The organism is Providencia huaxiensis, assembly GCF_002843235.3.
Classification (GTDB): domain Bacteria; phylum Pseudomonadota; class Gammaproteobacteria; order Enterobacterales; family Enterobacteriaceae; genus Providencia; species Providencia huaxiensis.
The window spans coordinates 400,752-424,884 of record NZ_CP031123.2 but is presented as its reverse complement, the minus strand read 5'-3'; the positions used below and the strand labels follow the sequence as shown (position 1 = coordinate 424,884).

Annotated in this window: 19 protein-coding genes, 4 tRNA genes and 1 other annotated feature; of the genes, 3 read left to right on the top strand and 20 right to left on the bottom strand. The window is 40.9% G+C overall.

What is annotated here, in order from left to right; translation table 11 throughout:
- Window positions 1-2 precede the first annotated feature (2 nt).
- Window positions 3-120 (top strand) — a sequence feature (Phe leader region).
- A 26-nt stretch (window positions 121-146) separates the two neighbouring features.
- Window positions 147-1,319 (top strand): bifunctional chorismate mutase/prephenate dehydratase, encoded by a 1,173-nt coding sequence (gene pheA, locus CYG50_RS03360; RefSeq protein WP_102139724.1) that lies wholly within the window; start codon window positions 147-149, stop codon window positions 1,317-1,319.
- Window positions 1,320-1,367: 48 nt separating this feature from the next.
- Here pheA and CYG50_RS03355 read toward each other — a convergent pair whose 3' ends face one another.
- The 8 genes from CYG50_RS03355 to ffh all read right to left on the bottom strand — a co-directional run bounded on the left by CYG50_RS03355 (window position 1,368) and on the right by ffh (window position 9,583).
- Window positions 1,368-2,936: a methyl-accepting chemotaxis protein gene (locus CYG50_RS03355; protein WP_102139725.1), complete on the bottom strand. Its 1,569-nt coding sequence runs from the start codon at window positions 2,934-2,936 to the stop codon at window positions 1,368-1,370.
- Between the two features lie 313 nt (window positions 2,937-3,249).
- Window positions 3,250-4,371: a bifunctional chorismate mutase/prephenate dehydrogenase gene (gene tyrA, locus CYG50_RS03350; protein ID WP_102139726.1), complete on the bottom strand. Its 1,122-nt coding sequence runs from the start codon at window positions 4,369-4,371 to the stop codon at window positions 3,250-3,252.
- A gap of 13 nt (window positions 4,372-4,384) precedes the next feature.
- Window positions 4,385-5,479, bottom strand: coding sequence for a 3-deoxy-7-phosphoheptulonate synthase (locus tag CYG50_RS03345; RefSeq protein WP_102139727.1), 1,095 nt, complete (start codon window positions 5,477-5,479; stop codon window positions 4,385-4,387).
- Between the two features lie 595 nt (window positions 5,480-6,074).
- On the bottom strand, window positions 6,075-6,428 hold the full coding sequence (rplS, locus tag CYG50_RS03340) for a 50S ribosomal protein L19 (RefSeq protein ID WP_096864779.1): 354 nt from the start codon (window positions 6,426-6,428) through the stop codon (window positions 6,075-6,077).
- 41 nt (window positions 6,429-6,469) lie between these two features.
- Window positions 6,470-7,234 carry a tRNA (guanosine(37)-N1)-methyltransferase TrmD gene (gene trmD / locus CYG50_RS03335; RefSeq protein WP_102139729.1) on the bottom strand — a complete coding sequence of 255 codons (765 nt, stop codon included), beginning with the start codon at window positions 7,232-7,234 and terminating at the stop codon, window positions 6,470-6,472.
- Window positions 7,235-7,272: 38 nt separating this feature from the next.
- Window positions 7,273-7,818: a ribosome maturation factor RimM gene (gene rimM, locus CYG50_RS03330; protein ID WP_047757188.1), complete on the bottom strand. Its 546-nt coding sequence runs from the start codon at window positions 7,816-7,818 to the stop codon at window positions 7,273-7,275.
- An 18-nt stretch (window positions 7,819-7,836) separates the two neighbouring features.
- Window positions 7,837-8,085 (bottom strand): 30S ribosomal protein S16, encoded by a 249-nt coding sequence (rpsP, locus tag CYG50_RS03325; RefSeq protein ID WP_004264823.1) that lies wholly within the window; start codon window positions 8,083-8,085, stop codon window positions 7,837-7,839.
- A 136-nt stretch (window positions 8,086-8,221) separates the two neighbouring features.
- The gene (gene ffh / locus CYG50_RS03320; protein ID WP_102139730.1) at window positions 8,222-9,583 is read right to left on the bottom strand and encodes a signal recognition particle protein; all 1,362 of its coding nucleotides are present in this window, start codon (window positions 9,581-9,583) and stop codon (window positions 8,222-8,224) included.
- 387 nt (window positions 9,584-9,970) lie between these two features.
- Here ffh and CYG50_RS03315 point away from each other — a divergent pair, with 387 nt between their 5' ends.
- Window positions 9,971-10,762, top strand: a complete 792-nt coding sequence (locus tag CYG50_RS03315; protein ID WP_102139731.1) for a cytochrome C assembly family protein — start codon at window positions 9,971-9,973, stop codon at window positions 10,760-10,762.
- 42 nt (window positions 10,763-10,804) lie between these two features.
- The gene (locus CYG50_RS03310) at window positions 10,805-12,091 is read left to right on the top strand and encodes a CNNM domain-containing protein (protein WP_102139732.1); all 1,287 of its coding nucleotides are present in this window, start codon (window positions 10,805-10,807) and stop codon (window positions 12,089-12,091) included.
- Between the two features lie 88 nt (window positions 12,092-12,179).
- On the opposite strand, the gene luxS is transcribed toward CYG50_RS03310, so the two are convergent.
- From luxS to aas, 12 genes are all read right to left on the bottom strand, one after another.
- On the bottom strand, window positions 12,180-12,695 hold the full coding sequence (luxS, locus tag CYG50_RS03305; RefSeq protein WP_102139733.1) for an S-ribosylhomocysteine lyase: 516 nt from the start codon (window positions 12,693-12,695) through the stop codon (window positions 12,180-12,182).
- Window positions 12,696-12,847: 152 nt separating this feature from the next.
- Window positions 12,848-14,407 (bottom strand): glutamate--cysteine ligase, encoded by a 1,560-nt coding sequence (gene gshA / locus CYG50_RS03300; protein WP_102139734.1) that lies wholly within the window; start codon window positions 14,405-14,407, stop codon window positions 12,848-12,850.
- 196 nt (window positions 14,408-14,603) lie between these two features.
- A tRNA-Arg gene (locus tag CYG50_RS03295) sits at window positions 14,604-14,680 on the bottom strand.
- Between the two features lie 94 nt (window positions 14,681-14,774).
- Window positions 14,775-14,851, bottom strand: a tRNA-Arg gene (locus tag CYG50_RS03290).
- A 138-nt stretch (window positions 14,852-14,989) separates the two neighbouring features.
- A tRNA-Arg gene (locus CYG50_RS03285) sits at window positions 14,990-15,066 on the bottom strand.
- An 11-nt stretch (window positions 15,067-15,077) separates the two neighbouring features.
- Window positions 15,078-15,170: transfer RNA gene (locus CYG50_RS03280), tRNA-Ser, on the bottom strand.
- Window positions 15,171-15,606: 436 nt separating this feature from the next.
- Entirely contained in the window at window positions 15,607-15,792 is a 186-nt protein-coding gene (csrA, locus tag CYG50_RS03275; RefSeq protein ID WP_004264815.1) for a carbon storage regulator CsrA, read from the bottom strand.
- 228 nt (window positions 15,793-16,020) lie between these two features.
- Entirely contained in the window at window positions 16,021-18,648 is a 2,628-nt protein-coding gene (alaS, locus tag CYG50_RS03270; RefSeq protein ID WP_102139735.1) for an alanine--tRNA ligase, read from the bottom strand.
- A gap of 326 nt (window positions 18,649-18,974) precedes the next feature.
- Complete coding sequence (gene recA / locus CYG50_RS03265; RefSeq protein ID WP_102139736.1) at window positions 18,975-20,042, bottom strand: recombinase RecA; 1,068 nt, start codon at window positions 20,040-20,042, stop codon at window positions 18,975-18,977.
- A gap of 104 nt (window positions 20,043-20,146) precedes the next feature.
- On the bottom strand, window positions 20,147-20,650 hold the full coding sequence (gene pncC / locus CYG50_RS03260) for a nicotinamide-nucleotide amidase (protein WP_102139737.1): 504 nt from the start codon (window positions 20,648-20,650) through the stop codon (window positions 20,147-20,149).
- 14 nt (window positions 20,651-20,664) lie between these two features.
- Window positions 20,665-21,867, bottom strand: coding sequence for a lysophospholipid transporter LplT (lplT, locus tag CYG50_RS03255; RefSeq protein WP_102139738.1), 1,203 nt, complete (start codon window positions 21,865-21,867; stop codon window positions 20,665-20,667).
- Window position 21,868: 1 nt separating this feature from the next.
- Window positions 21,869-24,016 carry a bifunctional acyl-ACP--phospholipid O-acyltransferase/long-chain-fatty-acid--ACP ligase gene (aas, locus tag CYG50_RS03250; RefSeq protein WP_102139739.1) on the bottom strand — a complete coding sequence of 716 codons (2,148 nt, stop codon included), beginning with the start codon at window positions 24,014-24,016 and terminating at the stop codon, window positions 21,869-21,871.
- Between the last annotated feature and the right edge of the window lie 117 nt (window positions 24,017-24,133).

Here is a 24,133-nt window from a genome sequence, read left to right as displayed (position 1 = left end):
CATATGAATCTTAATTTTGTTTTCTTTTTCTTCTTTAGCAACTCCTAATTAGGGGCTTTTGTCGTTCGAGAAAGAAAAGAAGACAAAATTAAAAAGCCCCCTCTAGGGGGCTTTTTTTATATCATAATATTAACAGGGTGGGCAGAATGGAAAACAGCACTAATTTATTGAAAGTAAGAGAAAAAATAAGCCAACTGGATAGTGAGTTACTCAATCTTTTAGCAAAGCGCCGTGGTTATGCTGTTGAAGTTGCGGAAACAAAAATTGATGATAGCCGCCCAATTCGTGATAAAGACCGTGAACGCCAGCTTTTGGATGTTTTAATTAACAAAGGCAAACCTCTAGGGCTTGATGGCTTTTATATTACTCGCTTATTTCAAATGATTATTGAGGACTCCGTTCTTACACAACAGGCAATTTTACAAAAGCATTTAAATTTAACCCCTAGTGACACTGCCCGGTTTGCGTTCTTAGGGCCTAAAGGCTCTTATTCACACATTGCTGCACGCCAGTACTCAGCCCGTCATTTTGACCAATTGGTTGAATGCAGTTGCCACAAATTCCAAGATATTTTTTCATTAGTTGAAAATGGACAAGCGGAATATGGTATTTTGCCAATAGAAAACACCAGTTCGGGCGCAATTAACGATGTTTACGATTTACTGCAAAATACGTCATTATCAATCGTCGGAGAGATTCGGCTCCCAATTAACCATTGTCTCTTAACTACAGGAAATACCGATCTCAGCCAGATCAAAACCGTTTATAGCCATCCACAGCCTTTCCAGCAATGTAGCCAGTACTTAGCGCAATTCCCACACTGGGAAATAAAATATTGTGATAGCACTTCAACTGCAATGCAAATGGTCGCAGACCAAAACTCACCAAGTGTCGCAGCTCTTGGAAGTGAAGCTGGTGGCGCACTATATGATTTAAGTGTAATAGAGCATAACCTTGCTAATCAGCAAATTAATATGACTCGCTTTATTGTTGTTGCACCACAAGCAATTGAAGTCACAGAACAAGTTCCTGCAAAAACAACACTGCTTCTTACTACTGGCCAACAAGCCGGTGCTTTAGTTGATGCATTAGTTATTTTGAAAAATAATAAGATAATTATGAGCAAATTAGAATCACGCCCAATTAATGGAAAACCGTGGGAAGAGATGTTTTATGTCGATGTGCATGCAAACTTACGTTCAGATAATATGCAACAAGCTTTAAGAGAGCTTTCAACAATTACTAGGTCAATTAAAATATTAGGCTGCTACCCATCCGAAAATGTGGTTCCTGTTGAACCTGAAAAAATTACACCTTAATAAGATATAGTTAGGCTGCATTTTTCAGTGCAGCCTATTAAACTGAAACTATACTCTCACTTCAGGTTGGTGAGTCGACGATTTCACTCTAAAATAATTGACTAGCTCCTTCAAATGGTACGCCTGTTCATTTAATGAGTCCGCTGCGACAACAGATTCTTCAACTAGACTCGCATTTTGCTGTGTAGTTAAATCAAGCTGCCCGACCGCACTATTGATTTGAGAAATGCCATCGCTTTGCTCACGGCTAGCCTGCCCAATTTCACGTAATAACGCATTCATCTCTTTTACACTATCAACCATGCCATGTATTTGTTGAGTTGCTTTTTCAACAAGTTCCATGCCTTCTTGTGTTTGTGCCGATGAATTTTCAATCAACGCACGAATATCACTCGCGGAAGCGGCACTTTTCTGTGCTAATAATCTTACTTCTCCAGCAACAACAGCGAAGCCTCGCCCATGCTCACCAGCTCTTGCAGCTTCAACAGATGCATTCAATGCTAAAATATTGGTTTGGAATGCAATAGAGTCGATTAGATTAATAATTTCTGTCATCTGTGATGATGAACCATTGATTGTACGCATTTTGTTCGTGACTTGGCTCATCATGTCACCATTATTTTGCACAATAATCGCAGCTTGGTCTGCAAGCATACTGGCTTCATGAGTGTGTTCAGTCGTGTTTTGAACCGTTGAAGTGATTTGTTCCATTGAACTGGCTGTTTCTTCAACTGATGCAGCTTGCTCTTCGGTGCGCGCGGCCAGGTTTTGGTTCCCCGCAACAATCTGCCCTGCTGCTGCCGAAATACTTTCAGAACCTTGCTGAACCTCTTGAACGATTTCTAGTAGGTGCTCTTTCATCGCATTAAGTGAATTTAATAACACTCCTGTTTCATCTTTTGAGGTAACCTGAATATCCTTAGTCAGATCCCCATTTGCAATCGACTGAGCGAAATTGACTGCATTTTCCAATGGCCTTGTAATAATTGTCGTAATATACCAACCCATTATGCAGCCCGCGCCAATACTCAAGATTGATAGCACTGCTAGTAATATTTTATTACTTTCATAGTCTACATTAACTTTCCGGCCAATCTCTTGCATCTGCAAATCTTGAATTGCCATTAAAGTTTGAATTTGGTCTCGATAATCACGCTGAATACTCGACGTTTTCGTCATCATCTCGTCAATGGCAGCTTGGCGATTGTTCTGTTGTAAGAACGCATTCATACGAGCCTGTGATGCATGGAACTGTTGGCGGATCACACGTAAGTCCGCCAAAATTTCTTTAGAACGATCATCGGTCACACTAGTTTCTAATTTTTCAAATAACTCTGTTATTTTCAGTGTAATTTTAGCCAGCTCTTCACGACGCTTATCACTCCCACGATCATCAAGTAAAATAAGCTCTTGGATCCCAATAAAAGAATAAAAGTTATCCATCATCTGCCCTGCAGTCGAAGCAATAGGGTAGCTTTCATAAAGCACTTGCTTCATTCCTTCATTAGCTCGGTTCATATTTGCTAAAGAAAATATTGAACTTAAGATAATAAGCGCAACAAAACTACCAAATGCGACCGTTAACTTCATACTGATTTTAAGATTTTTAAAAAACATATATTTACCACGCTAACCATCATTTAATGAGTAGAGTTATCGGTAAAATAGATGAAATCTTTATCATATAAATCGATCAATTTATAAATATTAATTTTATAAATCGATTAATTTAGAATTAAATAGTGAATAAATTTAATTTTTGGCTAAGTGGCATATTATTCGATAGAAATTATACATATAAGTACAATTGCTTATTTTAAATAAATATATAGACAAGATTAGCTAAAACAGAAGACTATGGAAGATAATAATAAATCAACAAAAATTAAAGCCCCCTACCGCCATAAAACACGATAGAGGGTGGAGATGATTATTTTCGATTATCATTTGCTCGTTGCAATAATGATTGGCTTTCTTTCATAAAATGATGGGCATCTTCGCCGAACCACTGACTAACTTGATTAAATTGGCGAATAAATTCTGCTTTATCTTTGTTCTCTAGTAGTGCTATTGAATCACCTAATAACTGATGATATCTACGTATCAATTCAACATTTTCATTTGAAGACATAATAATGTCTGCATATAGTTGAGGGTCTTGGGCAAATAGACGCCCAACCATCGCAAGCTCTAAGCGATAAATAGGCGATGATAAATCAAGCAATTGCTGTAAATCGATATTTTCCTCAGCAAGATTTCGCCCGTAAGTAAATGTTGTAAAGTGGCGTAATGCCTGAATAAAGCTCATGTTTCTATCATGCTCTTCGGCTGATATTTCTTTCAAACGAGCTCCCCAAACTAATAGTTGTTCAAGGAACCATTGATAAGCCTCTGAACTACGGCCATTACAGTAAGCAAAAACTTGCTTTGCAACACTACCAATATCAGGGCCAAACATCGGGTGAAGCCCAAGTACTGGCCCATCATGGGCTGCTAACATCGCTTCTAATGGCTGTTGCTTAATCGATGCAATATCCATCAAGACCGTGCTTTTATCCAGCCTAGGCAGTTGGTTGATGACTTGTACCGTCAAATGTATTGGCACACTAATCATCACGATGCTAGCACCTGCTACTATAGATTCTGCTTGCGGCCAATCACCTTCATTTAAGGTCTTTACTTGGTAGCCTGATAAGTTAAGGAGACGATGAAATAGCCGTCCCATTTTCCCATCACCACCAACAATCACAATGGGGCCTGCTGATGGGTTCAGTGTTTTAAACCCTTTATCATTTTCACGTGCATAAGATTCGCGCATGATCCGCCTAAGAATATCTTCAATCAGATCAGGCGGGATCCCCATACGCTCAGCTTCTGCGCGACGTGCTGCCAACATGCTTGTTTCTCGTTCAGGTACATAAATCGGTAAACCATGTAAGCTTTTCACTTCACCGACTTCAGCAACCAGTTGCAGCCTTTTTGCTAATAAATCTAATAAAGATTTATCAACTTCATCAATTTGTTCCCGTAAATGGGTTAACTCAACAGACATACCAATACCTTGATCAGCTCACTTTACTCAATTTTTGCGCACGTTGTTCAAGCACAGGTAACAATGCCTGATGTAAATTACGCAATACCGTTTCCGTCGTTTGCCAGTTAATGCAGGCATCTGTTACTGAAACACCGTATTTCATTGCGTCACGGGCTTGTTCAGATGTTTGATTCCCTTCATTAATATGGCTTTCTAACATAATACCTGTAATTGATTCATTACCATTAATAATTTGTTCAATAATAGAATCAACAACTAATGGTTGACGGCGGTAATCTTTATTTGAGTTTCCATGGCTACAATCCACCATAAGCGATGGCGCTAAACCTGCTTTTTTCATTTCCACTTCACAAGCCGCGATATCTTCAGCATTGTAATTAGGCGTTTTTCCACCACGTAAAATAACATGCCCATTACTATTGCCTTTAGTATGCAATAAACAAACTTGGCCCGATTGGTTAATTCCCATAAAACGGTGTGGCATTGCTGCTGCTTTTAACGCATTAATTGCTGTAGATAAGCTACCATCGGTCCCATTTTTAAAACCAACAGGCATAGATAAGCCTGATGCCATTTCACGGTGTGTTTGTGATTCAGTCGTTCTTGCACCAATTGCAGACCAACTGAATAGATCCCCTAAGTATTGAGGATTGTTAGGATCCAGTGCTTCTGTTGCTAATGGTAGGCCCATATTCACTAAATTAGTCAACAAGTCACGAGCAATATGTAGGCCTTTTTCCATTTCAAAGGAGCCATCCATAAATGGGTCACTAATCAAGCCTTTCCAACCCACTGTTGTACGAGGTTTTTCAAAATACACACGCATCACAATATATAAGCTATCACTTAATTCTTCGGCTAATACTTTCAAACGCTCACCATATTCAATCGCAGCATCCACATCATGGATTGAGCAAGGACCACATACCACGAGTAAGCGAGGGTCGCGTTGATGAATGATATCAGCAATCACTTGGCGCGATGTCGCAATGGCATGCAGGCTGCTGTTACTCAGCGGATATTTTGCTTTCAGACTCTCAGGAGTGATTAATACCTGCTCGTCTTGAATATTCACGTTGTTGAGTACATCTTTTTGCATGATCATTTTTTACCTACTTATTAGCTTATATTTGCTTAGTTTATTATTTACGTATTGTGTTTGAGTGCATGAGTAATAACATACCATGCATCGTAAACAATTCAATCCATTTATGTAAAATATTTCCATGCATGTAAATAAATATTTACACTTAGGTAATAAATTGATAAATATGAGAATTCACATAAAATTAACATTTATAATATTTAAATTAGTGTTCGATACTGATTTTTAGTAAATATTTATTTACAGATTAAGAGGTTAATCTCTCAGCTATATTCTAAATAGTTCGAGTTGTAGCAAGGCGGCAAAGTAAGGACATCGCAGGGAGCATACATCAGTATGTGACCTGTATGGCTGAACGAAGCCAACACGGCTACAACTTGAAATAGATTTTCTCAGTTGTATTCTAAATAGTTCGAGTTGTAGCAAGGCGGCAAAGGAATGAGACGCTAGGAGCATACACAAGTATGTGACTAGTGCGAATGAGTGCAGCCAACACAGCTACAATTTGAAATATGAAGAATATAGTGACGAATATAAAAAGGCCCGCAAAAGCGGGCCTCTCTATAACATAACTTTCGGATGTAGCGAAAGCGTATTACTTGGCGTTCAGACGCTCTTTGATACGAGCTGCCTTACCAGAACGCTCACGCAGGTAGTACAGTTTAGATCTGCGAACAGCACCACGACGTTTAACAGCAATGCTATCTACGACTGGAGAGTGAGTTTGGAATACACGCTCAACACCTTCGCCGTTAGAAATTTTACGAACAGTGAATGCAGAGTGCAGACCGCGGTTACGAATAGCGATAACCACGCCCTCGAATGCCTGCAGACGTTTTTTAGAGCCTTCTACGACCCATACCTTAACTTCCACGGTGTCACCCTGACGGAATGAAGGTACGTCCTGCTTCATTTGCTCTTCTTCGATTTGTTTAATAATGTTGCTCATAATAACTCTCTTACCCTAGGTAAACTGATATGTTTAGACAATTAATTGTCTGGATTCATTTGTTGCTCAGACTGATATTCCTGTTGGAACTCAGCCAGCAACATCCTCTGCTCGTCAGTCAGAGCTAGGCTTTCCAGAAGCTCAGGTCTTCTAAGCCAGGTACGGCCGAGTGATTGTTTCATGCGCCAGCTATCTATTTTAGCGTGGTTTCCTGAAAGTAAAACATCAGGAACTTGCATGCCATCTAACACTTCAGGGCGGGTATAGTGTGGACAATCTAACAAACCATCTGCAAAAGAGTCTTCTTGGGCAGAGGCTTGATGACCAAGTACCCCGGGTATAAACCGTGAAACTGAGTCAATCAACACCATCGCGGGGAGTTCCCCACCACTGAGAACGTAATCACCGATTGACCATTCTTCGTCAACTTCGGTTTGAATGATACGTTCATCAATGCCTTCATAGCGGCCACAAACGAGGATCAATTTCTCGTTAGTTGCCAGCTCGCAAACACCGTCTTGACTGAGTTTGCGCCCTTGTGGTGAAAGATAAATAACCTTTGCACCCTCACCAGCCTCAGTTCTTGCTGCGTTGATTGCATCCTTAAGCGGTTGCACCATCATCAGCATGCCTGGACCACCACCATAGGGGCGATCATCAACAGTCTTGTGCCTATCGTGAGTAAAATCTCGCGGATTCCAGCACTCAAATGTTAGCAGGCCATTCTTCACTGCCCGGCCAGTTACCCCGTACTCGGTTATTGCGCGGAACATTTCGGGAAACAGGCTAATTACACCAATCCACATGATTTCGTCCCACTCATCAAAACCGTTCAACCGGAGATTTAAAAACCAGGATCCCAATCCACTTCAATAAGTTTGGCATCGAGATCGACTTTCTTGATAACCTGCCCATCAAGAAACGGAACCAACCGCTCCTTGATGCCAAATGCATCTTTTAAGTTCGCCTTAATGACCAGTACATCATTTGAACCAGTCTCCATCATGTCAGTGATGGTACCAAGATCATACCCTTGTAACGTCACTACGTGGCAGCCCATCAGGTCTTTCCAGTAGTATTCGTTTTCTAATTCAGGAAGTTGGGTTGAATCAACCGCAATTTCAAAATTAGTCAAGAGTGCTGCTGCATCGCGGTCATCGACCCCGTTCAGCTTGACGATGATATCCTTGTTATGATGTTTCCAATCTTCAATTTCAATGTGTTGCCATTGACCTGAACGTTGGATAAACCAAGGCTGATACTCAAAAATACTTTCAGCATGTTCGGTGGACGAAAAAACTTTGAGCCAACCACGAATACCGTATGCCGCACCTAATTTCCCCAATACTATTGGGTTTTCAGGTGGCTGTAGTTTAGTTTGCTTGCTCATTGTTACCACCGCGACAGATTAAGCTGCTTTCTTAGCTTGTTTGACCAGTTGTGCAACACGGTCAGAAATAGTTGCGCCTAAGCCAACCCAATGCTCAACACGGTCTAGGTCTAAACGCAGTTCTTCTGCTTGACCTGCAGCGATCGGGTTGAAGAAACCGATACGCTCAATGAAACGACCGTCACGCGCATTGCGGCTATCGGTTACAACGATTTGGTAGAACGGACGTTTTTTAGCGCCGCCACGAGATAAACGAATTGTTACCATAACATCCTCATTAGTTAACAAAACAACCAGACTCCATCGAGGGATAGAGTCCGGCTGTCATATAAAAAGCCCGAAAAGTTTACTCACTTTGACGCAAAAATCAATCAAAAGTGCGTTTTGTTTGAGGCTTTATTGCTTAACGCCCCGGAAAACCCGGTGGCATCATACCTTTCATGCCGCGCATCATCTTGGCTAAGCCGCCTTTTTTCATTTTCTTCATCATGCGTTGCATATCATCAAATTGTTTCAAGAGGCGATTAACTTCTTGCACAGTAGTTCCCGAACCTGCCGCAATACGACGTTTTCGCGAGCCTTTAATAATTTCTGGTTTTTCACGTTCTTTACGTGTCATGGAATTAATCATCGCTTCCATACGAACGGTGATTTTATCATCCATTTGGGACTTAACGGCATCGGGTAACTGAGACATTCCAGGCATTTTGCTCATCATACTCGCCATGCCGCCCATATTACGCATTTGCTTTAATTGACTTAAAAAGTCATTTAAATCAAAGCCATCTCCCGTTTTAAGTTTTTTAGCAAGCTTTTCAGCTTCATCACGGTCAACTTTATGCTCAATCTCTTCAATCAGAGAAATCACATCACCCATGCCAAGGATACGCGACGCGACGCGTTCTGGGTGGAATGGTTCTAAGGCATCAGTTTTTTCACCAACACCTAAGAATTTAATAGGTTTCCCCGTAATCGCACGAATTGAAAGTGCCGCACCGCCTCGAGCATCACCATCGACCTTGGTTAATACAACCCCTGTCAGTGGTAAGGCTTCATTAAATGCTTTCGCTGTGTTTGCCGCATCCTGCCCTGTCATCGCATCAACGACGAATAAGGTCTCAACTGGCTTAATAATGCGGTGAACTTCTTGGATTTCTTCCATCATCGCTTCATCGACGTGTAAGCGACCTGCGGTATCCACCAACAACACATCGTAGAATTGCAATTGTGCATGTTTTAATGCTTTTTGAACAATTGCTGCGGGTTTTTCTTGTACTTCTGAAGGGAAAAAGTCTATTCCAACACTTTCAGCTAATGTCTCTAATTGTTTAATCGCTGCGGGGCGATAAACGTCAGCTGAGACAACTAATACTTTTTTCTTCTGTTTTTCTTTTAGATGCTTACCTAATTTTGCAACGCTGGTTGTTTTACCTGCACCTTGCAAGCCCGCCATTAAAACAACTGCGGGGGGTTGTGCGGACAAATTAAGTTGGTGGTTTTCGTCCCCCATCGCCCTAGTCAGTTCATTTTGAACTATTTTAATGAACTCTTGACCGGGTGTTAGACTTTTATTGACATCTTGCCCAACGGCATTTTCTTTAACTTTTTGAATGAATTCACGGACAACTGGTAAAGCAACGTCAGCTTCCAGTAAGGCCATGCGAACTTCGCGTAGTGTTTCTTTAATATTTTCATCAGTTAGACGGCCACGCCCACTGATATTGCGCAACGTGCGCGATAGTCTGTCAGTTAAATTATCAAACATATGTCTTAGCTCAATTCTGTTGATGGGCCGATGTCAGCCTGATCTGGTTGCTAATACAGATAATTTCAAGTGTGCATTATCTAACAACTTGAATTATAAGCATCAATGCCTTCACTATGATGAAGGAAAACCAACACTAAAAATAATCGCGGCAAAATAATGCCACCATTGTAACATGCTCGCAGTTTTTTCGCTGCCCCCTGTTTGAAACAGATGATACAGGTTATTATGGTTTGAGTTTAATAATACAAACCAAGCCAGTAGGCGCATGAAATGCTATCAGCAACGAATATATTGCGATTGGCCCGTCCAATAGTTGGAGCCTACACTCGTACAAGTTATACTATGAAATAACTTTCCACTAAAAATGATTAACGACACTATACTATGCCCGTATTTGCAGTCATAGCAGTTTGTACATACATGGTCAGTCTATTACTGATCGTCCCCGGTCAAGTGCGCAAGCAGCCACTTTACCGCTATCTCGCACTTTTTCTTGCTGTGATTGCGTTAGTGACTCACGCAATTACATTGAAATTTTTGATTTTTAGTGAAGCCGAAGGACAAAACCTCACACTGCTGAATTTAGGCTCAACAGTGAGCTTACTCATGTGTGTGATTATGACTGTTGTCGCTTACTGGGGAAAAGCTTGGTACTTAACACCCATCGTCTATAGTTTTGCCATCATTAACTTGATGTTGTCGACGCTAATGCCTGGGGAGTTTATTACGCATCTCGAAGCGCGAGTACCACTTTTTGTTCACATTGGCTTGGCTTTATTGAGCTATGCAACGCTTCTTATTGCCGCTTTATATGCATTGCAAGTGGCTTTAATTGACCATCAGCTAAAAAACAAAACCTTAAAATTTAGCCCCGATATGCCTCCTATGATGGTGATTGAACGTAAAATGTTCCACGTCACTCAAGTTGGCGTCATTTTGCTAACTCTTACCTTATGTACCGGTTTTATTTATATGGATAATATTTTTGATAAAGAAAATATTCATAAATCGGTGTTATCCGTGATCGCCTGGTTTGTTTATATCACTCTACTTTGGGGGCATTTCCATGGAGGATGGCGAGGTAAGCGCGTCCTATTTTTCCATGTTGGTGGCTCAATCATCTTAACAATGGCTTTTTTTGGTAACCGTTTAATACAGGAGTTTATGGTATTTTGACACAAATAAAGCCACGACTTTCACAATATAAGGAAACTTGTTTTGGATGATGTGTCCACGAGTACGCTAATCATCATATTGATTGTTTTAATTTTTATGTCAGCCTATTTCTCTGCATCAGAAACAGGGATGATGACGCTAAACCGTTATCGGTTAAAACATTTAGCAAAACAAGGTAATCGCTCAGCGATCCGCGTTGAAAAACTTCTTAGACACCCTGACAAACTGTTAAGTCTAGTCCTTATTGGTAACAACTTAATCAACATAGTCGCATCCGCATTAGCGACGATTATCGGTATGCGGCTGTATGGTAACGCTGGAGTCGCGATATCGACGGGGATCCTGACTTTTGTGATCCTCATTTTTGCCGAAGTCATGCCTAAAACGCTGGCAGCGCTGTACCCTGAAAAAATCGCATTCCCAAGTAGTTACTTCTTAAAACCATTGCAAGTAGTCATGATGCCTATTGTTTGGGCATTTAATACTATTTCAGCGCTACTGTTACGCTGCATTGGGGTGAAGTCACTAACCGCACGAACTGATGCAGTTAATAAGGAAGAACTACGTACCATTGTTAACGAATCAAAGCATAAAATTAGCCGCCGAAATCAAGACATGTTGATTTCAATTCTAGATTTAGACAAAGTCACTGTCGGCGATATTATGCTGCCAAGGAATGAAATTGTTGGTATTGATGTCAATGATGACTGGAAATCAATTATTCGGCAGCTCACCCACTCACCTCATGGCCGTATTGTGTTATACCGTGACTCACTTGATGACTCCATTGGTATTTTACGCGTCCGCGAAGCCTACCGTCTCATGATGGAAAAGCGTGAGTTTAATAAGCAAAACCTCATCAAAGCTGCGGATAACATTTATTTTATTCCTAACAGTACACCATTAAATGTTCAGTTAGTTAACTTCCAGCACAATAAAGAAAAACTTGGGATCATTGTTGATGAATACGGTGAAATTCAAGGTCTTATCACTGTCGAGGATATATTAGAAGAGATAGTAGGTGACTTCACAACCTCTATGTCGCCATCTTTGGCTGAAGAAGTCTTGCCACAAAGTGACGGGAGCGTTCTTGTAGACGGTTCTGCGAATATTCGTGAACTGAATAAGGCTTTTGATTGGAATCTCCCTATAGATGGTCCTAGGACGGTTAATGGCATGGTTTTAGAGGTCATCGGTGATATTCCACAACTTGAAGAGCAAATTGTGGTAGGCCATTACCTTATCGAAGTATTAGCGATGAGTGAAAATATCGTTAAACAAGTAAGGATCACGCCTCTTACATTTAGTTCTCAAGTCCCTGACCTTTGATTTAGTCATAAACTTGCAATCTAATTCTCATATAAAAAATAAAAAGAGCCTTAATTGGCTCTTTTTGTAGAGAATATTTGATAAAAAGTTAAACGTGTAGCTGTTCAAGTTTCTCTGCCGGTAATGCTAATTCATCATTTTTATTGATGCCAATTTCTGATGCAATAACATTACGGGCAATTTGCTGGGCCTCTTCCAGTGAGTGCATTTTGTATGTACCACACTGATAGACATTCAATTCAGGGATCTTGTTTTGGTCTTTCACTTGCAAAACATCTTCCATTGCTGCTTTCCATGCCTTTGCAACACGCAGTTCATCTGGCTGGCCGATAAGGCTCATATAAAAACCAGTACGGCACCCCATTGGTGAAATATCAATAATTTCAACACCATTACCGTTAAGGTGATCACGCATAAAGCCTGCAAAGAGGTGCTCTAAAGTATGCGTCCCTTTTTCTGTCATGGCTTCTTCATTGGGTACAGTAAAACGCAAATCAAAAACTGTGATGGTATCGCCGCTTGGTGTTTTCATGGTTTTTGCCACACGTACAGCAGGTGCTGACATGCGAGTATGATCGACAGTAAAGCTATCTAATAATGGCATTTCGTGACCTCCTCGAAAATAAAAAATATTTTCTAAAATAAATGAAACTATTTTGAAAATACAGAGTCTGAATTATTGAAAGACGCGCAATTTGTTATCATCCCTAATTCTCTAAGAGATTTTTTTTTGGCCACCTAGCGTGGCCATTTCTTTTAGCGTCCTGCATGAATGCGCAGATAGTCCTCAAAGCTTTCGCTCTCACTTTGTTCCATCTTTGCTTGCTTCTCTATTGAAGCTAATCGTGCTTGCTCAAATTGCTCTTCAGTTATCACTTCATACGGCTCATTCACTAGCTGTTCAAAATATTTTTCAGCTAATTCTAACCCGTAACCACCAATACCTTTTTCTAACATTTCATCCATAACAAGCGCTGAATACGTGAGAGTTGGGTCTTTAAACATAGCGAAAAATTGGTGACAAACTTCTTGATATTTGGCATCACAACAAGTGTCTAACACTTCAGCAACGCGGATCAAGTCATTAAATAATTGCTGTCCAACGTCAACTAGTGGTTTAACTTCGCTGCCACAGCCGAAACCAATGACTTGGCCTGGTTTACGACCTTCAAGAATGACACGATTCCAGTTTTGACGACAGCAGTCTAATTCCTGTGCATTCATTTCAGGTGCATCAGCAAGTACACACCATATTAAGAATAGATCAACAAAACGTGCTTGAGTTTCATTAACACCTATCGCACTGAATGGATTGATATCCAGTGAGCGGACTTCAATGTACTCAATACCACCACGTAATAACGCATCAGAAGGTGATTCACTGCCTTTAGGTACGCGTTTAGGTCGTATTGGAGCGTAGAGCTCATTTTCAATTTGTAGCACATTCGTATTCAGTTGAATATATTTGCCATCTTTTTTAACACCCAGTTTTTCAAATTCAGCAGAAGGCTTATAAATGGCTTTTTTCAGGCTTTCGACATATTCATCCAATTTATTGAATGTGATGTTTAAATCACTCTGTGATTTATTTGTATACCCTAAGTCACTCATGCGTAATGATGTCGCATAAGGCAAGTAATACGTACCACAGTCCGTTTTATCAAATGATAGCGTTGTCTCCCTATCTTTCAAAAAAGAGCCGCAGATAGCCGGAGATGCGCCAAATAGATAAGGAATAACCCAACCGAAGCGATAGTAATTTCTAATCAGGCGTAAATAGCCTTCAGAAATTTTTTCTTTACCACTTTCTGCGTCTTCAATTCCTGCCCATGCTTGCCAAAATTCGATCGGCAAAGAGAAGTTATAATGCACCCCTGCTATCGTCTGCATCAAAGCACCATAACGATTTTTAAGGCCTTCACGGTACAGTGTTTTAAACTGCCCCACATTAGAAGAACCATATTGTGCAAGAGTGATTCTATCTTCACTTTCAATAAAGCATGGCATACTCAACGGCCACATTCTTTCATTCTGAAGGTGACGAGCTGTATAACGATGCAAATCCCGCAAAAAAGCCAAATTATGGCTAATGCTTTTATCTACAGGAGTAATAAATTCGAGTAAGGACTCCGCAAAATCTGTCGTGATCCATTTATGTGTTAAAGCTTTTCCCAGCCCTTCTGGATGCAAGGTCTCTGCAATTGCGCCTGTAGGGGTTACACGCAATGTTTCACGCTCTATACCACGTTGAATACCATTTAGTGTTTCTGGGTGCGCCTCTAACCATGAGAGCGCTTTCGATACGTCCGGGATCAAGTCGACCTCCCGCCTGTGATGTTAATTTATTTTATTAAGGCAATTACTTTAGCCTAAATCACATAAATTGTCGCTGTCTAGATGTGTGGTTTATGAGGGAATAAATCAAAGTGGTATAGAAAATACGATTTAGTTAATTTTATAAATGACAATTTTGGGCAAAAAAAAACTTCTCAAATGAGGAGTTTCTTAATGATGGTGCATCCGGGAGGATTCGAACCTCCGACCGCTCGGTTCGTAGCCGAGTACTCTATCCAGCTGAGCTACGGATGCAAAATTTGGTCGATAGTAAATCGATAGTTTCAATAACTATTATTGAGTTAAATTAAAAGGTATTATTGATATTGCTAAGTTATTAGCTAAGAGATGGTGCATCCGGGAGGATTCGAACCTCCGACCGCTCGGTTCGTAGCCGAGTACTCTATCCAGCTGAGCTACGGATGCATACTTAATGCAAGATGTGCTGCTCTCTCAAACTTCTGTATCAACTTCTACTTCTATAAATCAACTTCTTAGTTACTGTCTTGTTTGGCTGCTAAAACCAAAACAATACCCCATCAGATGTTCTCATAGGGTTAAAGATGGTGCATCCGGGAGGATTCGAACCTCCGACCGCTCGGTTCGTAGCCGAGTACTCTATCCAGCTGAGCTACGGATGCATAATCTAAAATGGCGGTGAGGGAGGGATTCGAACCCTCGATGCAGCTTTTGACCGCATACTCCCTTAGCAGGGGAGCGCCTTCAGCCTCTCGGCCACCTCACCATATTTTAGTTACACACGATTTGTTTTTTCAAACATCTCGTTGCTGTGTGGCGCACATATTACTTTCCTAGACTTAGAAGTCAAACAATTTTTCCAAACTTTTTGCATTCCGTTGTCCGTTTGCACATTTCACAAGCAAGATGATTAGTTTAACACCGAAAAAGATACTTTTCAGCCCTTATGACACTAACTTTATAAACAAAAATACAGGGACAAAATTATTCTATAAACGAATAAAAATGAGTTCACGGGATTGATTAGCCTATATTTCAAACAAAAGGAAACAAAATTTCAGTACAAGGAAACCTAAGACTAAACAATAAAATGAGTTTGACGCTAGAGAATTATAAAAGCGAAAGGGTATTTTTAGAAAATATACGAGTAAGACAAGCGCCCATTCTTGCTGTGTGGTCAATCATTGGACGCTTATTCATTATTATTGATTATCTGGTTGAGTCTTTTCAGCCTGGATCCGTTGATAAATTTCTTCACGGTGAACAGAAACTTCTTTTGGGGCATTAACACCAATACGAACTTGGTTGCCTTTGACACCCAATACAGTAACTGTTACCTCATCGCCTATCATGAGTGTTTCACCAACTCGACGAGTCAGAATAAGCATTCTTTGCTCCTTGAAATATTAAAAGAGTCGGGTCTCTAGGTATCCCCCGCTATTGTCCATCACACACCGTGAAAACGTAAAGCAATGACATTCACCTAAAGCATTGATGCCATCAATACAAGCATTCTAATTATTTACAAGCAAAATATAGCACTACAAACGATACATTAACAATGCCGCAACAGATTAAAGTTGCCTCATTTTTCAATGAGGCAACTTTGTAAGTGCTTACAGGCGTGCTTCAACCCATTCTTCGACACTCGCCATAGCAGCAGGTAATGCGCTAGCGTCAGTACCTCCTGCTTGAGCCATGTCTGGGCGGCCACCACCTTTACCACCTACCTGACTTGCAATGTGGGAAATCAAATCCCCTGCTTTAACTTTAGCCGTCAAATCATTAGTTACCCCAACGATCATACTGACTTTATCACCACTTGTTGTTGAAAGCACGATAATCGCTGATTTCAACTGATTTTTAAGGTCATCAACCATAGTTCTCAATAACTTAGGATCAGTATCTCCTAATTGAGTGACTAACAATTTGATGCCTTTCACCTCTTTCGCTTTGCTACTTAGTGAAGCACTTTCTTGAGATGCTTGTTGATCTTTTAGTTGCACAATTTCTTTTTCGAGCTGGCGAGATTTGTCCAATGCCGCTTTTACTTTCTCGACAAGGCTATTCATATCACCTTTTACTAAGTGTGCAATTGCCGAAAGTTGCTCTGATTGATGATGAATGCTTTCAATCGCCATTGTGCCTGTCGTCGCTTCAATACGACGAACACCTGCTGCCGTACCAGATTCACTCAAGATACGGAATAAACCAATATCTCCTGTGCGGCGCGCATGTGTACCACCACATAACTCGATAGAGAAATCACCCATACTCAGAACGCGCACGCGCTCTTCATATTTTTCACCGAACAATGCCATAGCACCTTTTGCTTTAGCGCCTTCTAAATCCATCAGCTCAGTTTCAATTTCTAAGTTTTTACGGATTTGCGCATTCACAATATCTTCTACTTGACGTAGTTGATCTTGTGTCATCGCCTCAAAATGAGAGAAGTCAAAACGCAAGTATTTATCATTAACCAGTGAACCCTTTTGAGAAACATGGTCGCCTAATACTTGGCGTAATGCCGCATGCAGTAAGTGCGTTGCTGAGTGATTTAAACGGATAGCATCACGTCTAGCGTTATCCACGAATGCGGTAATTCTATGGTTAACAACCAGCGAACCCGCTTCTACTTGACCAATATGCCCAATCGCTTGACCATATTTTTGCGTGTCCGTGACTTTAAAACTCGCGCTATCATTATTTAAATAACCCGTATCACCGACTTGCCCACCAGACTCTGCATAAAATGCTGTTTTATCTAGTATAACTAAGCCTTCTTCACCCGCATTCAAGCTGTCTACAGGCTGGCCATCTTTATATAGTGCAGTAATAGTGGCTTGTTGCTCATCATATTGATAACCGGAGAATTCACTACGCTTATCAACTTTAATTAAAGAGTTATAATCCGCGCCAAAACCACTGGATTCACGTGCACGACGACGCTGGTCTTCCATCGCTCGCTCAAAGCCGTCTTCGTCGACTTTAATATTGCGTTCGCGGCAAACATCTGCCGTTAGATCGATTGGGAAACCATAGGTGTCATATAAGCGGAATGCAGCTTCACCATCCAGAGTATCCCCTTTCAGTGAAGCAAGTTCTTCATCTAATAATTGAAGACCGCGTTCTAAAGTACGAGCAAATTGCTCTTCTTCGGTCTTAAGAACTTTTTCAACCATAGCTTGCTGGCGTCCAAGTTCATCTGCTGCAGACCCCATGACTTTAATCAGTGGCGCAACTAATTTGTAGAAGAAGGTGTCTTTTGCACCAAGCATATAACCGTGACGAACAGCACGACGGATAATGCGACGCAAAACATAACCACGGCCTTCATTCGATGGAATAACACCATCGCTAACAAGGAATGCACAAGAACGGATATGGTCAGCAATAACACGTAATGATTTGTTTTCTAAATCTGTCGCGCCAGTTGCTTTAGCTGCAGCTGCGATAAGTTCACGGAAAATATCAATTTCATAGTTTGAATTAACGTGCTGCAATACCGCAGAAATACGCTCTAAGCCCATTCCTGTGTCAACTGAAGGTTTTGGTAGAGGTTCCATTGTCCCGTCAGACTGACGGTTAAATTGCATGAACACCAAGTTCCAAATTTCAATATAGCGGTCACCGTCTTCTTCAGGGCTTCCTGGAGGCCCACCCCATATATGATCACCGTGATCATAGAAAATCTCGGTACATGGGCCACAAGGACCTGTATCACCCATCTGCCAGAAGTTATCTGACGCATATGGTGCACCCTTGTTATCACCGATACGAATAATACGCTCAACTGGAATACCAATTTCTTTATTCCAGATATCATAAGCTTCGTCATCAGTTGCGTAAACGGTCACCCATAACCTTTCTTTTGGTAAGTTAAACCATTCTTCGCTGGTCAATAACTCCCAAGCAAAACGAATAGCGTCATGCTTAAAGTAATCACCAAAGCTAAAATTGCCTAACATTTCAAAAAATGTATGGTGGCGAGCAGTATAGCCCACATTTTCTAAGTCGTTATGTTTACCACCTGCACGCACACAGCGCTGCGCAGTTGTCGCTCGGGAGTATGCTCTTTTATCCAGGCCAAGAAATACATCTTTGAACTGGTTCATCCCTGCGTTTGTGAACAATAGTGTAGGGTCATTATTTGGCACTAGTGAACTACTAGAGACCACTTGATGACCTTTTGTATGAAAAAAGTCGAGAAACGCTTGACGGATCTCAGCGGTGCTTTTACTCATATTTATCCCGATATCAAGCTGGAAACAGAATTACGAATTGTTGAGATGGAATGTAACATCACCTCTAATCAACTCTCCGATTGAAAAGTGACTGATAAGATAAAGTCTCTTTGTGCAGAAGTAAAATATAGATACATCCATTCGCAGCTTTCATTGTAAAGCGTCTAGATATTTTCTGAAAGTATGTTTATACGTTTCACTGGTGTATTTTTCCACAGAAAAACTGTTCAATAAACTATTAATGCAATAGGTGTAAAATAAAACAGGCGCCACCACATCAGTGGAGCGCCTATAAATTATCAATTAATCAATCAATTAGGTTGATATTAAAATTCTTCTGGTGTTTCTTCTTCATCAGCATCATTGATAAAGTCTGTTGCCGCACTGCTAAATTCACCGGTGTGGTTCAATAGCATTTCACGCAGTTTGGTATCAATTTCTTGAGCGACTTCAGGATGCTCTTTTAAATAATTTGTTGAATTAGCTTTACCTTGGCCAATCTTGTCGCCGTTATAGCTATACCAAGCCCCAGCTTTTTCAATTAACTTGTGTTTTACACCCAAGTCAATTAGCTCACCAAAGGTATTAATACCTTCACCATACAAAATTTGGAATTCCGCTTGTTTAAACGGTGCTGCAACTTTGTTTTTTACTACTTTAACGCGAGTTTCACTACCGACGATTTCCTCGCCATTTTTCACAGCACCAATACGACGGATATCTAAACGAACAGATGCGTAGAATTTTAATGCATTACCGCCCGTTGTTGTTTCTGGGTTACCAAACATAACACCAATCTTCATACGAATTTGGTTGATAAAGATCAGTAGAGTGTTAGATGTCTTTAAGTTACCCGCTAATTTACGCATTGCTTGGCTCATCATACGAGCTGCTAAGCCCATATGTGAATCACCAATTTCACCTTCAATTTCAGCTTTCGGTGTTAACGCAGCAACGGAGTCAACGATGATCACATCAACTGCGCCTGAACGAGTTAATGCATCACAAATTTCTAGCGCTTGCTCACCTGTATCAGGTTGAGAACACAGTAAGTTATCGATATCTACGCCTAGTTTTTTAGCATAGATAGGGTCTAAAGCGTGTTCAGCATCGATGAAAGCACACGTTTTACCGCTACGTTGTGCTGCTGCAATAACTTGCAGGGTTAATGTTGTTTTACCTGAGGATTCAGGGCCGTAGATTTCAACAATACGACCTAGTGGCAAGCCACCAGCACCCAATGCAACATCAAGGGATAAGGAGCCTGTTGAGATAGTTTCAACATCCATAGAGCGATCTTCACCAAGACGCATAATGGAGCCTTTACCAAATTGTTTTTCAATTTGGCCTAATGCTGCTGCAAGTGCTTTTTGTTTGTTTTCATCAATAGCCATGTTTACTCCCTAAGTGCAATGATTTGACCACTGCAAATAAAACGATTGAATTCGGTTTGTTGAAATTAATTATACTGTATAATCATACAGTATCAAGGAAATTTTTAATTTAACTGTTTTAAAAGTGTTTCAAGTATATAAACTGTTGATTGAAAACGAACTTCATTTCTGTTTCCTTGAAACACTCTATGTTGTGTAGTGACAAATACCGTTTGGTCTGCCTGTTTTTGTGCAAAACCAAACCATACCGTACCAACAGGTTTTTCTACACTACCGCCCCCAGGGCCTGCTATCCCACTAACTGAAACAGCGAAATCTGCACTGGCTTCTTGTAAAGCACCTGTCGCCATTTCAGTCACAACTTGTTGGCTTACAGCGCCATATCGCTGTAAAGATTCATCCTTAACACCGATCATCTGATGCTTTGCTTCATTGCTGTATGTCACAAAGCCACGCTGAAAGTAATCTGAACTACCCGATATATCGGTTAAAACCTTAGCGACCCAGCCCCCAGTACAAGACTCTGCGGTTGTGACTGTTTTACCCTGTTCTTTCAGTTTTAGCCCAACCTGAATACTCAGTGTTTCAAGCAGCTTCTCATCTATCATGATGTTATCTACCTTTATACCATTTTTTTACGAGCACGATCCCAAACCCATAAACCCGCAATCGCAATTGCGAAGACAGCACCAAAACCAATACCCGCATTCACAACTGACAAACCTGCTTTAATTGCTAATGAGTACAAGCCTAACATAATCAGCATTGCACTATTTTCACCTAAATTTTGTACCGCAATCGCATTCCCAGCCCCAACGGTCTCCTTCCCTTTTTCTTGCAATAATGCATTCAACGGAACGACAAATAAACCGCCAAAAATACCAAGAATAATTAAAATAAAATAGGATGGAATAATATTAGTTTGCAACGAAAGTAACACCACCATTATCCCGATAATAACGCCAGCAGGGATACAACGATAAACCGTTTTTAAGGTAATAAATTTGGCAGCAAGCCCAGCACCTGCGACTATTCCCACCGCAACCATTGCATTTAGAATAGTTGGTGTTGTGTTGTCTTGTAACCCCAGCGCCACAGGTACCCATGCAACAAGGAGAAAACGCAGTGTTACCCCGGCTCCCCAGAACAAACTGGTTCCAACTAGTGAAAAACGGCTTTCTTGGTTTGCCCATAGCACGCGACAAGCACTAAAAAAAGACGTCATCAATAATTTAAGATCCCAACCTTTTCCAGGCCTCGCAGCTTGTAAGTGTGGAATGAAAAAATTCGCGATAACGGCTAATGCGTATAGTACAGCACATGTTCCCAGCGCTAAGATTAAGTTAATATCGGAAAGCATTCCGCCAACAACTGACCCCACTAAAATGGCTGCGATTGTTGAAGCTTCCATGACACCATTGGCCTTAACGAGGTTATTTCCCCCGGTCAGTTCCCCCAAAATACCGTATTTAGCTGGTGAATATGAAGCTGCGCCGATTCCCACTAACCCATAACAAAGGAATGGGTTTAGGCCAAAACAAATCCCTAATGCCCCAATAAACTTGAAGATGTTAGAAAACAGCATCACGCGTCCCTTTGAGAACCTATCTGCGATTTGCCCAACAAACGGTGCTAAAACGATGTACGTAAAAACAAACACCATTTGCAGGATAGGATGACTCCATTCAGGGTAAAATTCGGCTTTTAGCTGGGCTAATATGGCGAATAATAATGCGTTATCTGCAAATGCAGAGAGAAACTGTGAAGCAAGAACGGCTTTCATCCCTCTGCTCATTAACGGTGAATTGGAAGTACTTTCTTGCATCTTATTCATCCTTTAATGCCATTTGCTTTAATGTGACAAAATCCGTTTTACCGCTACCGAGTACTGGCAACTCTTTAACAAAACGAATATCGCGAGGAACCGCTAACTCGGTTAACCCTTTGCTTTTGGCTGCGCTAGACAATGCACTACGGTCTAATTCTTTATCTGTTGTGAACAAAACAAGCGCTTCACCCTTACTGCTGTCTGGCTTTGTCACCACACCGTGATTTGCACTAGGAGAAAGAGAGGCCACCATTTGCTCGATACTTTCGAGAGAAACCATTTCGCCTGCAAGTTTAGCAAAACGTTTAACACGGCCTTTTATCGTACAGAAATTTTTATGATCTAATTCAACGATATCACCTGTGTCGTACCAACCTTCCTCTATTTCGCCTTGTGCATTTTCAGCTTGCGGTGTTTCAAGTACGCCTGGAGCTTCAACACGCAAATACCCTTTCATTATATTTGGGCCTTTAAGCTGTAGTTTACCGCCTTGTTCAATACCAGAGATTGGGATAATTCGCGCTTCCATATCGGGTAAAATCTGCCCTACAGAGCCTTCTTTCGCGGCCATAGGGACATTGATTGATACAATTGGAGCACACTCAGTTACCCCATAACCTTCAAGAATTCGGATGCCAAATTTATCAAACCAGATCTTTTTCGTTTTATCCGATAATTTTTCTGCGCCGGCAACCACATAACGCAAACGTGCAAAATCATACTGATGAGCAAACCGTGCGTAGTTACCTAAAAAGGTTGATGTCCCAAATAATACGGTACAGTTTTTGTCATAGACTAATTCAGGAATGATCCGGTAATGCAATGGGCTTGGATAAAGGAAAACTCGGCTCCCTGAAAATAGTGGGATAAATAAGCCAACCGTCAAACCAAATGCGTGAAATAGCGGCAGTGATGACATAAAGCGGTCACGAGGTGTGAAATCAGCGATCGTTTTAATTTGTTCTACGTTTGCCATTAAACTGGCATGGCTATGGACAACACCTTTGGGTGTACCTTCTGAGCCGGATGTAAATAAAACAATCGCTTCATCGGACGGTTTTCGGAGAATAATCGCTTTTTTAGGGTTAAGTAAGTGCTTAATAATCCATATTTTATCTTGCCATGTTACCGTGTCTTTTAAATCTTCAAGGTAAATCCAACTGGCTTCTGGCACTTGTTCTGGAATATGCGTTAAGTTGCCTTTTTCCAAAAACTGGCGGGAAGTAAAGACCACTTTCGCTGCAGAAGCTTTTAACGCGTTGCTAATACCATGACTGCCCGCAGTGTAATTAAGCATAGCAGGTACTCGGCCTCTCATTAAAGCGCCAAAGATCGCAGCCGCGGTGACTGTCGCATTTGGCAATAATAAGCCAACCCTTTCATTTTCATGTGTATAACGTTCGATAATACGACCAACCCCTAACGTTTTTTTCAATAGAGATTGATATGAATCCTCTTTAAATGCGATATCTTCAATACAAGGCGTGCAGCGCCCAAAAAACTGGACACTTTGAATAAATTCTTCAACTAATGTGACTTGTGGTAAACAAGACATACGAGCAGATTTCATGATTTGGTACAGGTGTTCACCCGCCAAGGCTCGACGCTCTACAGCCTTAGGTGCTTCTGGCATTGGAATATCTTGTGCCGGCAAGATATGCAATGTGATCTTCGGAAACCATTTTAATGGAAAAATCCCTTTCAGACGCCCAAAGTGGCTATATTGAGCCCCTTCAATACGAATAGGCACAACTTTTGCTTCGGACTTTGCGGCCACAAACGCTGCGCCTTCGTATATTTTCATTAAAGAGCCATGAACCGAAATTCGGCCTTCTGGGAAAATAACTATCGGGCGCCCTTTTTCTACCTCTTTAACGAGATGGCGAATACCTAGAGAGTTGGCAGGATCAAGGGGGACAATATCTGCATAGGGCTTAAGCCGCTTCACCATTTTCGGTGTGGCAAATGTCGAATAAACAGCAAATACAGGTTTAACAGGCAAGAAAAGTGCAATTAATACACCATCAAGGAAAGAAACATGATTAGGTGTAATTAAGCATTTATCATGACTAAATTCTTTCGCATCACCAATAACTTGTACACGAAATAAAAATTTAAGTACTGTTTTGACTATCTTTGCCAACATAATGAGTCCCTATACTATGATTATATTTTTATATATTAGAGTGATACGTTTCTACCCTTAGTTGCGTCTATCTTACTGAGCCGCTCCCTTTACTCTAATTGGTATATTCCGAAAATA